This is a genomic window from Microcystis aeruginosa FD4, assembly GCF_009792235.1.
In the GTDB taxonomy this organism is placed as follows: Bacteria; Cyanobacteriota; Cyanobacteriia; order Cyanobacteriales; family Microcystaceae; genus Microcystis; species Microcystis viridis.
Genome location: NZ_CP046973.1, coordinates 1,869,194 through 1,883,733, shown reverse-complemented (window position 1 = coordinate 1,883,733; position 14,540 = coordinate 1,869,194). Strand labels below are relative to the sequence as shown.

At 41.1% G+C, this 14,540-nt stretch carries 10 protein-coding genes and 4 pseudogenes; 8 read left to right on the top strand and 6 right to left on the bottom strand.

Annotated features, from left to right (window positions below; genetic code table 11):
- Window positions 1-44: 44 nt before the first annotated feature.
- Entirely contained in the window at window positions 45-308 is a 264-nt protein-coding gene (locus tag GQR42_RS09720; protein WP_004157975.1) for a DUF3146 family protein, read from the top strand.
- Between the two features lie 274 nt (window positions 309-582).
- Entirely contained in the window at window positions 583-1,644 is a 1,062-nt protein-coding gene (gene argC / locus GQR42_RS09715; RefSeq protein ID WP_158199815.1) for an N-acetyl-gamma-glutamyl-phosphate reductase, read from the top strand.
- Window positions 1,645-1,830: 186 nt separating this feature from the next.
- On the opposite strand, the pseudogene GQR42_RS09710 reads toward argC, so the two are convergent.
- Window positions 1,831-3,124, bottom strand: a pseudogene (locus GQR42_RS09710) (D-alanyl-D-alanine carboxypeptidase).
- Window positions 3,125-3,273: 149 nt separating this feature from the next.
- Here GQR42_RS09710 and plsX point away from each other — a divergent pair.
- The 3 genes from plsX (at window position 3,274) to fabD (ending at window position 6,716) form a co-directional block, all read left to right on the top strand.
- The gene (plsX, locus tag GQR42_RS09705) at window positions 3,274-4,329 is read left to right on the top strand and encodes a phosphate acyltransferase PlsX (protein ID WP_158202438.1); all 1,056 of its coding nucleotides are present in this window, start codon (window positions 3,274-3,276) and stop codon (window positions 4,327-4,329) included.
- 166 nt (window positions 4,330-4,495) lie between these two features.
- Window positions 4,496-5,497 carry a beta-ketoacyl-ACP synthase 3 gene (locus GQR42_RS09700; protein ID WP_158199814.1) on the top strand — a complete coding sequence of 334 codons (1,002 nt, stop codon included), beginning with the start codon at window positions 4,496-4,498 and terminating at the stop codon, window positions 5,495-5,497.
- Window positions 5,498-5,789: 292 nt separating this feature from the next.
- Window positions 5,790-6,716, top strand: a complete 927-nt coding sequence (fabD, locus tag GQR42_RS09695) for an ACP S-malonyltransferase (RefSeq protein WP_158199813.1) — start codon at window positions 5,790-5,792, stop codon at window positions 6,714-6,716.
- Window positions 6,717-6,785: 69 nt separating this feature from the next.
- On the opposite strand, the gene GQR42_RS09690 is transcribed toward fabD, so the two are convergent.
- Window positions 6,786-8,006, bottom strand: coding sequence for a molybdopterin molybdotransferase MoeA (locus tag GQR42_RS09690; protein WP_158199812.1), 1,221 nt, complete (start codon window positions 8,004-8,006; stop codon window positions 6,786-6,788).
- A gap of 11 nt (window positions 8,007-8,017) precedes the next feature.
- Between GQR42_RS09690 and GQR42_RS09685 the strand changes: the two genes are divergently transcribed.
- Complete coding sequence (locus GQR42_RS09685; RefSeq protein ID WP_158199811.1) at window positions 8,018-8,905, top strand: glutaminase; 888 nt, start codon at window positions 8,018-8,020, stop codon at window positions 8,903-8,905.
- Between the two features lie 3 nt (window positions 8,906-8,908).
- Window positions 8,909-10,630, top strand: a complete 1,722-nt coding sequence (locus GQR42_RS09680) for a glycosyltransferase family 39 protein (protein WP_158199810.1) — start codon at window positions 8,909-8,911, stop codon at window positions 10,628-10,630.
- A gap of 20 nt (window positions 10,631-10,650) precedes the next feature.
- Here GQR42_RS09680 and GQR42_RS09675 read toward each other — a convergent pair.
- The 4 genes and pseudogenes from GQR42_RS09675 to GQR42_RS09670 all read right to left on the bottom strand — a co-directional run.
- Window positions 10,651-10,821, bottom strand: a pseudogene (locus GQR42_RS09675) (carotenoid oxygenase family protein); the annotation flags it as partial.
- Between the two features lie 287 nt (window positions 10,822-11,108).
- Window positions 11,109-11,177: pseudogene (locus GQR42_RS30290) on the bottom strand (carotenoid oxygenase family protein); the annotation flags it as partial.
- A 28-nt stretch (window positions 11,178-11,205) separates the two neighbouring features.
- Window positions 11,206-11,408 (bottom strand): annotated as a pseudogene (locus GQR42_RS28615) (IS1 family transposase); the annotation flags it as partial.
- Between the two features lie 260 nt (window positions 11,409-11,668).
- A complete protein-coding gene (locus GQR42_RS09670; protein WP_158199809.1) occupies window positions 11,669-12,640 on the bottom strand; it encodes a hypothetical protein in 972 nt (323 codons plus the stop codon).
- Window positions 12,641-12,993: 353 nt separating this feature from the next.
- On the opposite strand from GQR42_RS09670, the gene GQR42_RS09665 reads away from it, so the two are divergent.
- A complete protein-coding gene (locus GQR42_RS09665) occupies window positions 12,994-14,376 on the top strand; it encodes a B12-binding domain-containing radical SAM protein (RefSeq protein ID WP_158199808.1) in 1,383 nt (460 codons plus the stop codon).
- Window positions 14,377-14,540 lie beyond the last annotated feature (164 nt).

Below are 14,540 nucleotides of genomic sequence, written 5' to 3'. Positions count from 1 at the left end.
TCGCTATCTTAATGTTTGATATTTAATCTATAGGTAGGGTTCAGGTGAGTGGCGGCAATCGACCAGAAAGCACGGCTTATGTGCGGATAATTAAGCAATCTTGGCAAACGGGGAAATTAGAGGGAGAAGTGCGGACGGAACAATATCAATGGCGTTTTCAATGGCATTTTCTTCAAGGCAAGTTATTAGTACAACCTTCCCTAGGTAGGGCTTTGATTTTTGAACCCTTGAATCGGTTTTTAGAACGCTACGATTATCAATTAGAACCGGGAGGAGATTATGAATTTACGGTGCGATCAAAATTGTAAAGATGGGGGATTGAATTACAGGTTTTCTCATAAAGATGAAGTTTAACCTAATTTGGCCTCATCTCCCGATGACAGATTCCCTAAAAGGAAAACCTTGTACCTCATCATTAAGATAACCGCCTATTGATCAAGAGAAATTGACGGTTTATGAACAACCCGGCCGAGATACTAGGTTTTTACAGGAAGTTTTTTGATTTAAATACCACTGGTTAGGCTAAAATTCAGCCATACTAAAGCGTTATCTTAACGATAAGAATTTTTAGGAATAAGGGACATGACGCAAGAACAGAAGGTTTCAGTGGGTATTGTCGGCGCTTCCGGATATGGTGGCGTACAGTTGGTACGTTTGCTCAAAGAACATCCCTTAGTAGAATTAGCCTATCTGGGGGGCGATAGTAGTGCGGGGAAACCCTACAGTGATTTATATCCCCATCTCGGTCATAGCATTAATCTTAATGTGGAGGCGATCGATTTAGAGATAATTGCCTCCCGTTGTCAAGTGGTTTTCTTGGGTTTACCCAATGGTTTAGCCTGTGATTTAGCCCCTCCTTTGATCGCCAAAGGGTGTAAAGTTTTGGATCTATCAGCAGATTATCGTTTTACTAGCCTAGAAACCTATAGTAAATGGTATGGCAAGGAACGTCAGGATCAAGCGATCGCATCTACGGCTGTGTACGGTTTACCGGAACTTTATCGGGAAGATATTAAAAATGCCTCTTTGATCGGTTGCCCCGGATGTTATCCTACTGCTAGTTTAATGGCGATGTCTCCCCTGTTAAGACAGGGTTTAATTCTCCCGGAAACCACGATTATTGATGCCAAATCGGGAACTTCGGGAGGGGGAAGACAAGCTAAGATTAATATGTTATTGGCAGAAGCAGATGGTTCGATCGGGGCCTATAATGTAGCGGGAAAACACCGTCATACTCCCGAAATTGAGCAGATTTGCAGCGATTTAGCCGGTCATGAGGTGCGCGTCCAGTTCACTCCCCATTTAATGCCTATGGTTCGGGGTATCCTGTCCACAGTCTATGCAACTTTGCGGGATCCCAATCTGGTGCGGGATGATTTGATCACTATCTACAATGCTTTTTATCGCACTTCTCCCTTTGTCAAAATCCTACCGGGGGGAGTCTATCCACAAACTAAATGGGCCTGTGGTACTAATTTATGTTATCTCGGTATTGAAGTGGATCCGAGAACCGATCGGGTGATAGTGATGTCAGCGATCGATAATTTAGTTAAGGGACAATCGGGACAAGCGGTACAATGTCTCAATCTCATGATGGGTTGGGAAGAATCCCTTGGTTTGCCGCAGTTATGTTTCTATCCTTAAAAATTCGGCTCTCTTGGATATTGGGTAAAAAATGTTCAAGATGTTACATTATGGGCGCAAGCGTTGCGCCCCTACATTCCAGCCGGTGTGATTGGTAGGGGCGTATAGCGTACGCCCTGGCCGTATAGCGTAGGCCCTCCCTTCGATAAGATTCGCTCATCACCATAACCTCTTAGCCAATCAATTCTAGAAACCCTGACTTACCCGACTGGGAATCACCTAGAAAGGCTCTTTCAGGAATCGATCCTTTAGTCGCTTCCGGGAGAATTTGCCAGTGTTGATCTAAAGCTTGTAACACCCGATCCTGCTGATTTCTGAATCCCTCGATATTGCTACTACCAGCATTCATAATTACAAACCAAACTTTACCCCTTTCTTGGGTGGGAATTTCTCCGGCTAAGGCGCTAACTTGGGCTAAAGTTCCAGTTTTAATCATCACTCCTTTGGGAATGGCGCGCCACTGCATAGTTCCTTTGGTATCGCGTCCCCCCACCGGAAATAAATCAGCGACTTTGATCGGTTGATTGGCTAACTGGCGATCCAATGCTTTAAGAATCTCAATAACTGCCCGGGGAGACAAGCGATTTTCTACACCCAATCCCGAACCATTAATTAATTGAATTTCTTCCTCTCCTACCCCGGTGATTTTAGTATTAATTGCGTCCACTGCCGCCGGACCACCGAGCAACTCCGCTAACATTTCTGACATGACGTTATTACTATAAATATTCATCTGACGCAACAGTTCCGTTAAAGTCAAGGACTGATGGCCCAACAATAATCGGGCATTTTCGGGGCGAATTTGACTGGCTCGAACCATGCCTAAAATCTTTACCTGTGGGGCTTCTGTGACGCTAGGAAGGCTCTGAAAAGCTTTTTTGGTTTCTTTTGACCATTTCGATTGATTAAAACCAATTTTCAGCAATTCTCCCGCTTTGAGGGGGTCGGTTTGAAAATTCATGGCGAATTTACCCGTAACGATCAGATCGCCTTTGACCTGACGGATGCCTAATTGATGGAGGCCATTGCCCACTGCGATCGCTTCTTCCCAGACAAAAAGAGGATCCCCTGACCCTTCAATAATTAAATCTCCCTCTAACACCCCGTTTTTTACCTCTCCCGTGCTGTAAAAACGAGTAGCAAAACGATGATCGAGAGGCCAGGTTGCCACGGCGGCGAGAGTAGTGGCGATTTTAGTTAAAGAAGCCCCCGAAGCGGGCAGATTACCCTGATGATCAGCTAAATCAGCCCATTCCGTCTCAATTAAGACCCGTTGTTGACTAGAGTTTAAACCTTTGTTAGTCAAGTCTTGCAGATAATCGGCCACGATCGCCGCCACCCGGGGATCGGGAGCGGTGGGAAGGTCAAAAATAGGCTGATTTTGCCAAGAAATTAGGGGAATATTGGCGATCGGTTGGGATTGCCCCCCCAACCAACCGAAGAGAAAGCCGAAAACTGCCAAATTAAAAACTGAGAACATCTTTTCCTTAATCGCAATGATGCCTTATTGTATAGAGATGATTGGTAATTTTTAACAATTGCTCGATCAGAAAACACTAATCCTCGATCGGTCAGCTTTTGTCAAGAGCTGCCGCTCAACTTATTAAAGATTTCTATCCCACTGACTCAATGGCAGAAACGGCATTAAATCGGGCAAGAATCGCAGTAGATGCGATGGGAGGTGACTACGCTCCCAACGAGATTATCGCGGGATCGATGCGAGCTTCCGAAGAATTAGATGTAGAAGTATTATTAGTCGGCGATTCTGAACGGATTGAGGCTTATTTCCAGCATCATCCCCGTCCCAAGAATCTCACCATTGTCCACGCAGAGGAAGTGGTGGCCATGGACGAAGAACCGATCACCGCTATCCGTCGCAAACCAGCGGCCTCGATTAATGTGGCCATGGATTTAGTCAAACAAAATCGCGCCGATGCGGTGGTCTCCGCCGGTCACTCCGGGGCAGCCATGGCGGCGGCGTTGCTGCGTTTAGGTCGTTTAAAAGGAATCGATCGCCCGGCGATCGGTGCGGTGCTGCCGACGATGTTGGCGGGTAAATCGGTGATTATCCTCGATGTCGGGGCGAATGTGGACTGTAAACCCAAGTATTTAGAGCAGTTTGCCTTAATGGGGACAATTTACAGTAAATACGTTATGGGGGTTGAAGAACCGAAAGTCGGTTTACTCAATATTGGCGAAGAAGCCAGCAAAGGTAACGATCTCGCCCTAAAAACCTACGAATTATTAGAAAATAACCAGCAAATTCCCTTTATCGGCAATGCTGAAGGCAGGGATGTGCTATCGGGACAATTTGATGTGATCGTCTGCGATGGTTTTGTTGGTAATGTCCTGTTAAAATTTGCCGAAGCAGTGGGAGGAGTTATCCTACAAATTCTCAAAGAGGAATTACCTAGGGGGATACAAGGTAAAGTGGGGACGGCTTTAATTAAACCCAATCTTAAAAAGATCAAACAACGTATGGATCATGCGGAACACGGTGGTGCGCTGTTATTTGGAGTCGATGGGGTCTGTGTGATCAGTCACGGCAGTTCCCAAGCGCCTTCGATTTTTAATGCCATCCGACAGGCGAAAAATGCCGTCGATAATCGCGTTTCTGAGCGCATTCAAGCCTACAATGACCACCATCATCAATTAAAAGAGTTGTCGGTGAACAGTGAAGATTAAGCTGTGAGCCATCTTGAAGGGATCAGGAGACTCCGAGGCTCCGAGGCAGGAGATAGGGGTTTAGGGGTTTAGGGAAATTTCAGCCAAATGCTCCACTTCCCGACTTCCCGACTTCCCGACTTCCCACTGATAACTGATCACTGATCACTGAAAAAGGGGGAATATTTTGAACGGATTCGGGGCAGCAGTCGTCATTACTGGTTGTGGATCGGCCACACCAGGGCAATTTCTCAGTAATGAAGAACTCAGCCAAATTGTCGAGACTTCCGATGAGTGGATTAAAAGTCGCACAGGCATCGGTAAACGCCATTTAGCGGATCAATCGGTGTCTTTGAGCCAATTAGCAGCCCAAGCGGCGATTAAGGCTCTAGAAATGGCTCAGGTGTCGCCTAGGGACATCGATCTGATTCTCTTGGCTACTTCTACCCCCGATGATCTGTTCGGTAGTGCGGCCCAAGTTCAAAGTCAGATCGGGGCTAATCGGGCGATCGCTTTTGATCTCACCGCCGCCTGTTCGGGTTTTCTGGTGGGATTAGTCACCGCCACCCAGTTTATCCGTACCGGTACTTACCGCAATGTCTTGGTTATTGGGGCCGATGTTCTCTCCCGTTGGGTGGATTGGAACGATCGCGCTACCTGTGTCCTCTTTGGTGATGGGGCAGGGGCGGTTCTTTGTCAAGCAAATGATACAAAAGATAACATTCTCGGTTTTGAACTCCATAGCGACGGCAGCCAGAATAGTTCTCTCAATCTCGCCTATCAGGGGGAGGAATTGCCTCTTAAGGAGGGGGTAAGCGTTCAAAAAGGGACCTATAAGCCCCTAAGGATGAACGGACGGGAAGTCTATCGTTTTGCTGTGGCGAAAGTGCCAGAGGTGATCGAAAAAGCTCTCTATCGAGCTAATTTAACCACCAGTGACATCGATTGGTTAGTTCTGCACCAAGCTAATCAAAGAATTATGGATGCGGTGAGCGATCGCCTGAAACTGCCTCCGGAAAAAGTGATCAGCAATCTCAGCGAGTATGGCAACACTTCCGCGGCCTCGATTCCTCTAGCCCTCGATGAAGCTGTCAGGAGTGGTAAGGTCAAAAAAGGTGATATTATTGCTTCTTCCGGCTTTGGTGCCGGTTTAACTTGGGGTGGGATTATCTTCCGTTGGGGAGATTAATTCAGTAAACAGTGATCAGTAAACAGTAAACAGTGATCAGTAAACAGTAAACAGTAAACAGTGATCAGTAAACAGTAAACAGTAAACAGTGATCAGTAAACAGTAAACAGTAAACTAAAAACTCACATCTGATAACTCACATCTGATAACTGATAACTGATAACTGATAACTGATAACTGATAACTGATAACTGATAACTGATAACTGATAACTGATAACTGATAACTGATAACTGATAACTGATAACTGATAACTGACCCAAAAACAACTATCTATCTATTTTAAGAACTTATGAAAACAGCGTGGATATTCCCGGGACAAGGATCGCAAGCGTTAGGAATGATTGGAGATTTAGCGGAAAGCGCGCTTGGCCAAGAGAGATTAGAAAGAGCAGAAAGAATCCTCGGTTGGTCGGTCCTGGAAAAATGTCAAGGGGATGAAGAAACCCTATCTCGTACTCTTTATACCCAACCTTGTTTATTTGTGGTGGAGAGTATTTTAGCGGATTTGTTGCAAGAAAAAGGTCATTTTCCCGACCTAGTTGCTGGTCATAGTCTCGGTGAATATTCCGCTTTATATGCGGCCAGGGTGTTTAATTTTGAAACAGGATTAAATCTAGTTCAAAACCGTTCCCGTTTGATGGATGCGGCCGAAGGTGGTAAAATGGCCGCCTTAATGAAATTCGATCGCATCGGTCTAGAGACAGTGGTTAATCAGACGGAAAATGTAGTTATTGCTAATGATAATAGCGCCGAACAAGTGGTGATTTCTGGGACTCCTGAAGCGGTGGATTTGGTATTAGGTCAAGTGAAAGTTAAGCGGGTTATGCAGTTAAAAGTATCTGGCGCTTTTCACTCTCCCTTGATGGAAAATGCTGCTATTCAATTTCAGCAGATTTTAGAATTGGTTAATTTTCGGTCTGCAAAAGTTCCTGTGATTTCTAATGTCGATCCGAGCAATCCTACCCAGGACGGGGAAGAATTAAAAAAATATCTGATCCAGCAGATGACTAGCTCCGTAAGATGGCGAGAAATTATGTTAAAATTGCCGGATGTGGGTGTGGAAAAAGCGCTCGAAGTGGGACCGGGTAAAGTTTTAACTGGTTTAATTAAACGAACTGTTCCCGCAATTGAGTTAGAGAATATTAGTCAATTAGCTGATATATCCAAGAATAGCGACAATGTTAAATTGCAGGGTTCATTAGTTGGTGTTGGTTAAATTATCTGGCAACATTTTCGATGAAGTAAATTGATGGATACCTAGCCAAAAATTTGGTTAGGTATTTTTTTAGGAAACTATCATAACTTCTGCTGTTTCTCCCGCTTGTATAGTAGTCTTACCCTGGGGAATTATGGCTAAAGCATTAGTACCCGCTAAATTAATTAAATTAGCCGAATTGTGTTGTCCAGAGGCAAGTTGAAATTGATAAACTCCCTCGATAATTTCTATTTTTCCCCAGAGATAAACTTCTCTTTGTCCCTTAGATTTGAGAGTATCGCGGGTGACAACTCGCAGAAATTTGTTCTGATAATCTGTCAATCCCGATAATTTTTTAATTGCCATTTGCACAAAGCGCCAACAGGAAACTAAAGCAGAGACGGGATTACCGGGGATACCAAAGTAAATACAACCGTTAGGAAAAGTAGCGAAGGTTAAGGGTTTACCCGGTTGAATAGCAACGCTGCGAATCAGAATTTCTGCTCCTAATTCCCCTAAAATTCCCTCGATATAATCGTAATCTCCCACGGAAACACCGCCGGTGGAAAGGACGATAGCACTAGAATTAATGGCTTTTCTGATAGTTTCTCTGAGAAGTTCGGGACTATCTTTGATTATACCTAAAGGTCTGGGAATTGCCCCTAAACTGGCGACAAATGCCGTTAAAGCGTAGCGATTTGAGTCAATAATTTGACCTTTTTGGAGGGTTTCATCGGGATTAATTAATTCATCTCCCGTGGAGAAAATTGCCACTTTGGGACGGGAAAAAACTGTTAATTCGGTAGCTTGTGCCGTGGCTAAAACTGCTATTTCTGGAGAATTAATGGCAATACCGGCTTTTAATAAGGTATTTGCTGCTTGATAGAATGTGCCGCGTTGACGCACGAAAAGACCTATTTTTTCGGGAGGGACAAGAATCGCCACTCGCTCGCCTTTTTTGTCAGTATTTTCCTGCATGATAATCGTATCACTGCCGGCGGGTAACATCGCTCCTGTAAATATTCGGGCTGTTTCTCCGGGTTGAATAATTGTTTCGGGGGCTTTGCCGGCGGGAATTTCGGCGATAATCTTTAAAGTAACGGGATTTTCTGGGTTAGTGTCTTTGACATCTTCGTAGCGGACAGCATAGCCATCCATAGCAGAATTATCCCAATAGGGAAAGTCTAAATCACTGCTGATATCTTCGGCTAAAATGCGCCCAAAAGCTGCCTCTAGAGCAACTTTTTCTGTTTCTTGTCGGGGTTGAATTTGAGTTAAAATTATAGATTCTGCTTCTTTGACTGAGTACATGGATTAAACAAATGAACCGATTAGCTAGATTAAGGGTGGAAGATATACAAGCTTGGGTCGGGGAAGTGCATTTATCGGATAGGAAGGGTCAGACTCCCTATTATATACCGGTTTTGAACCGAGTTCATCCGGAGGTTTTCGCTCTTCAGATTCACTGTCTTGAGGGGGAGATTTTGTCTTGGGGAGATGAAACTGTAACTTTTCCTTTGATGAGTGTGATTAAACCTTTTTTGTTATTATATCTTTTAACTCATTTAGGGGAAGATGCTGTTTTTCGTTGCGTGGGAAAAGAAGCTTCTAGTTATCCTTTTAATTCCTTAACTCAACTGCAAGAGGATCGCGGTTTTCCCCGTAATCCTCTGATTAACAGTGGTGCGATCGCTTTGGCGGATTTATTAGGAGGGGAAACGCCAGAATCTCGCTGTGAAAATTTGCTTTTATGGTTAAATGAAATGGGTAATTGTCAATTATTTCTTGATCGCTCTGTGCTTGAGTCTGTTCACTCCTATCCTAATATTCACAATCAAGCTTTAAGCTTAGAATTAGAAAAAAATGGTTATATTAGTCATCGTTATTTAGCTCTGGAAACCTACAATCGAATCTGTTGTTTATCTGGCAAAATTGCCGATCTTGCTAATTTAGGTAAGTTGATTTTAGCTTCTTCTTTTGCCGAAATTATTCTAGAAATTATGACTAATTGCGGTCTTTATGAAGCTTCCCAACAATTCGCCCTTGAGGTGGGTTTTCCCACTAAATCGGGAGTTAGTGGGGCCTTATTATCAATTGTACCGAAACAGGGAGTGATCGCTTGTTATAGTCCTCTGTTAAATGAGCAAGGTAATTCAATTTTAGGACTTAATTTACTAACACATATAAGTCATTTTGTCAAGCAAATTTAATCTATGAAAATAAGCTTTAATTCCCCCCAAAAATACCGATTCTATTTAGTAATTATTTTGGTGATATTTATGGTTTTATCTGTCACCAGTTTATTTTTTCCCCTACCAGAATCCCTCAATTATGATGAAGGTTATCATTATGAAAGTGGAGTAGAAATTCTCAGAGGTACGGCAGCGAAACGGGGCGATCACGATATTTATCATCGTAATATTTTACCAGCTTCAGCACTGCATCCCCTAGTCGCTCAAACAATACAAAATATTTTTCCTATCTCTAAAGAGATAAACTTAGAAAATAATTTTTTTGGACGGTTTGCCACGATTATTATCTCAGTAATTCTAGCCATATATGTTTTTATCTGGTCAAAACAACTCTATGGATTATTAGCAGGATTTTTGGCTTTAATTCTCTATATTCTCGATCCCAATATTATCGGAAATTCACGGATAATTACTCAAGATTTATTTGGGTCTGCCTCAATTTTTATTGCTGTTTACTATTTCTGGTCTTTCCTAAGATTTGGGGGCAGAAAAAATCTAGTTTTAAGTATATTAACTTTTGGAATTGCCCAAATTTGCCGCTTGACAGCCGTTTATTTAGTTCCCATCTATGTAATTTTAAGCTTAGGTTTTTACCACCGGGCAATTATTCAATCTATTCAACAGAAAAGTATTGCAGTTATTAAACAAGGAATTAAGCGCAGTATTTTCTATATATTAACTATGATTCTATCAACAATTTTAATCATAAATATTGGTTATTCTTTTGAGAGAAGTGGAACTCAATTGCAGAATTATCAATTTCTCAGTCAGAGTTTTCAGCAGCTGCAAACCTATCCTATCTTCAAGTCTTTACCGATTCCTATTCCCGCTGCTTATCTGCAAGCGTTAGATTTTGGCAAGTATAAACAAGAAACGGGTTTTGGTAGTGGAATGCCCTATCTTTTGGGACAGTTAGGATTTATATTCGATCCAGTACAAGGATTCCAAATTAAGGGATTTCCCCAATATTTTCTGATCGCTTTTCTCTATAAAGTACCGATAGCTACCCAAATATTTATCTGGTTGGGATTTATTAGTTTATTTCTCTGGAGAAAACAGTTAAATTTTTGGCAGAATGAAGCATTTTTGCTTATCCCCACTCTATTATATTTCATCTTAATGAGTTTTAACACTGCTCAAATAGGTATTAGATATATTTTGATGATTTTCCCCTTTTTATTTGTCTTTGCTAGTCGGATTGTTACCGGTTGGCCAACTTATAAACCACCCTATCGCATTTTAATTATTGTCCTGACCCTTTACTTACTAATTTCCAATCTCTCCTATTTTCCCCATTACATTTCCTATTTTAACGAATTAGTTATCGATCGCAAAATGAGCTATCAAGTTCTGGCCGATTCCAATTTAGATTGGGGACAAAATAAAAATTATCTGCAAGACTATCTCCAAAAACATCCTCACGCTCTCTTTATCCGTTATGATCGAGATAATAAACTTAATTTAGTCATCGAGAATCAAAAAGTTCCACCCTCACAGGTTTCCCTCGATAATCCAATTAATTTACTGGTGATAGAAGCTAATCAATTAATCGGTATTACCACCGATTCTAACCATTTTTATTGGCTGCGTTCCAGTCGTAAACCTATTGATCATCTTGCTTATAGCTACCTAATTTTCAAGATTTCTTCTCAAGACGCAGCCAATATTTTTGGTAAAAACTAGAAACTTTTAACCAATACTTTTTATGATTTTTCTTGCCAAGTAGCGTGAAAACTGGGAGGGATAACACTGGGTAATTGCAGACAGCAAAGGGGTTCTTTTTCTAACTGCTGACTATCATAGATTTTCCCTTGGCTGCTGTGATTATTGCCGTCGTAAACCACGAGGATTAACCATCCCGTTTCTGGAGATAATACCATTTTTCAAAAGTAATGACAGAGATGGTTATGCCTGGTGCATCTCAATTTTGTCGAAATATCTATATTACATTTTGGGCGCACGCGGTGCGCCCCTACCATTGGCGAAATAATATTATTGTAGGGGCGAATTGCCTTCGCCCTCTTTGAACAACTTCTGCTGCTCACCTTAAGTGAGAGAAAATCACCAATAGGATACCATTTTTCTTTATTCGCGTCACAACGAATGCAGGCTTGGCAAGCATTCGAGCGTGGATGTCTGTCATGGATTTAGAAATTTGGTATAAACCATCGCAGACAAAAATCGGTTCACTTCCATAACAGTTACTTTCTAGATAAGCAATAGTTAACTGGTAGTGATTTTATTGTAGTGGTGATAGCTCAAACCTTTGCTAATTGAGCATTGTAGTCATGGATAAAATACCAAAGGGTTCCCCAACGTGATTCTCCATTTTTTTAGAACAAGATAGACTCTCTCTCACCAGCAGAGAAATCCTTTGTCGAAAGGTATTATTTAATCTTTCAATAGGATTAGTTTGACCAGTTTCTTTTCCGACCGCTTGATGACGTTTACTTCTAAAAACATCAGTTGAGAACTTTGATAGGTAGTAAAAGCCAGACTAATCTGCTGAGACTCTAAACAATCAATGAAGTTACGGGAAGCAATTATCTTTACGGGGATAGATTGATTAGTATTGGAGTTTGATGGTTGTGCGATCATTAAGTTATATAGTCGAAATATAAGACTATTTTAGCTGAAGATAAAATTACTGGGATTGTTTAGGTTAGCAAGTGAGATATTTTGAACAGTAATAAAGTTCTTTCTTCATTAAATTGTTTAATTTTAGGATTGTATTCTTGTCAAAGATTGCTTAAATTCTTCTAGAGAATTAACGGTTACAGCGAGTTTCAGCATTTCATCTAAGACTAATAAATCGGAAATTTTACCCAGAGAATCAGCTATTTCTCCAGAAAGTTCGCCGAGGCGAACTTGTAAAACCGTTTTGATAGCATCACGGGACTTTTGTAACGCGCCAATTTCCTTGCCAATTTCCTTGCCGCGTTCGATTCCTCTTAATTCCATATTGCTTAATAAAGGCATCGTTCTTTCCTCCTCAAATTGTTTGATTTTGTTGTCTAAACTTTCCTGTAGTTGGTTGGGTAAGGTCATCATTCTATCGATGATTTGAAAGAGTTTAATGATTTGTTCTCTTTCCAATCCTCGGTCATACAACCCGCAAATTAATGTCCATTTCCACTGTTCCCTCTGTTGCAAGTTTTTGGTGGTTGCCTTTGTTTTTAGGTGTGCCATCACAATTATAGCAAAGGGATTGGTATTTGTTTCCAGTTCACTCCAACGCTCATAATAATCTAGGAGTTTGACAGATGGAAATTCAATACTTGTTCGATAACCCCCCATCTCATAGCTATAAGAATTGGGTCGCCAATTGATTTGTTCATCCCCTAAAATGGCTAGACTGACAACGGGTTTGTGATACAGATCAAAGGCACGATAATTGTAAATATACATCCGTTGAGGAAAATCAAGTTCATATTGGCTTTGAATCTCAATATGAATTAAAATCCACACCTCTTGGCCATCTAATAGCCAAACTTTATAAAGTTTATCAGCAAAACGCTTTTTCGTCTCTGATGAAGTGGTAATTTGTTGCAGTTCTTTATCAAGAGATTGGGGAATTTGTGTCCAATCAATTAATTGATGGACTTGGGGAAAGAAAAAGCTTAAGAAGGGTTCAAAATACTCGCTTAAGGCTTCTTTCCATGATTCATCATAATTGGCGGTTTTTTGCGTCATAATTTAGTTTAATTTTCATCTGTTTGATATAGTTAATTCAAATAAGAATGAGACATAAGTAGGGTGGGCGAAGCCCACCGTCGAGATTATGTTATTAAGAGATTAACTTACATCAAAGGGTCTCGAACTTATCAGGACTTACGCAAATCGAGGTTTAAAACACTACTGGTACAGGGTAGTGGGCAAAGCCCACCCTACGGATAGCTACTATTACCAGAGTAATAATATAGCAGTTTAACCGACGAGAGCCAAAAGTGGATATTCACCTAAAAGCTTAAATATAAGTTAAGTTTTAGTCATTTGCGATTAGAACTAGATATGCTCGGGGTGTTTATTATCAATAAGAGGTACAGATGCAAGTTAAAATGATCCTGCCGGCCTTGACTGAAGCTCTTAGTCCCTTTTGGCGACCGATTAAATATCATCTTTTTCCCCCTCTTGGTTTAGCAACGATCGCCGCTTTTTTTGCTGAGTCAGATCAGATCTGTTTACAAGATGAACACGTTGAACCATTGAATTTAAACGATGAACCAGACTTAGTAGTTATTCAAGTTTATATTACTTCCGCTTATCGCGCCTATGAAATCGCGGATCATTATCGTTCAAGGGGGGTTTATGTGGTATTAGGAGGGTTGCACGTTACCTCTTTACCCCTAGAAGCAGCACAACACGCAGACACTATTTTCCTTGGACCTGGTGAGGATACCTGGCCGCAATTCTTGGCTGATTTTCGTCAAGGAAAACCTCAGAAAATATATCAATCTAAAGAGCGATCGCTTGTGGGAGTTCCTCCAGTGAGAAGGGACTTAATTAAACGTCATCTTTATTTAGTACCTAATTCTATTGTTGTATCTAGAGGATGTCCCCATCATTGTGATTTTTGTTATAAAGATGCTTTTTATCAAGAAGGAAAATCTTTCTATACTCAACCCGTAGATGCTGCTTTAGCTGAAATTGCTAGACTTCCCGGTAAACATCTTTATTTTTTAGATGATCATTTATTTGCTAATGAAGCTTTTGCTGGTGAGTTATTTGAGGGGATGAAAGGGATGGGTAGGGTATGGCAAGCAGCAGCAACAGTTCAATCTATTCTAAAACCAGGACTATTAGAAAAAGCGGTAGAATGTGGTTTAAAAAGCTTGTTTGTAGGATTTGAAACTCTTAACCCTAATAGTCTTAAAGAACAGCATAAATATCATAATCTTAATCGAGATTATGATCAGGCTATTAGACGCTTACATGATTATGGTGTGATGGTTAATGGTAGTTTTGTTTTCGGAATGGATAGTGATGATAACACGGTATTTGATTATACCGTAGAATGGGCAATTAAACAAGGCATTGAAACCGCAACTTTTCATATTCTTACCCCCTATCCAGGTACTCCTTTATATGACCGTTTGCAAGCTAGTAATAGAATAATTAGCAATAATTGGGATTTATACAATACTCGTCATGTAGTCTATCAACCAGCTAATATAACAAAAGAAGAATTAGAAGCAGGTTATAAGAGATCTTATGATAATTTCTATCGTTGGTATGCTATTTTTCAAGGAGCTTGGGTTAAAGATAAATGGGGCGATCGCTTACGACATTTAGCTTATTCTGGAGCATGGAAAAAATGCGAACCCATCTGGGACTTTTTGATCCGAGCTAAACAGGTTAACCGACTTTTACCCGCATTAGAACAGGTATTGATGGGGTTTGACAAGTCACAGGATCATAACTACTTGTGACACAGGCATCTTGCCTGTAAAGCTCTCCAATACAACTAGTAGTAGACCTTTCAGCTAAATTTGTGCAGCGTGAAAATCTCTAAGTGTCATTGCGAGCGGGCAATCGAAGCGATAACTTAACTAACTTCACGAAAATACCCGCGAAGCAATCTCAAAACCTAGTG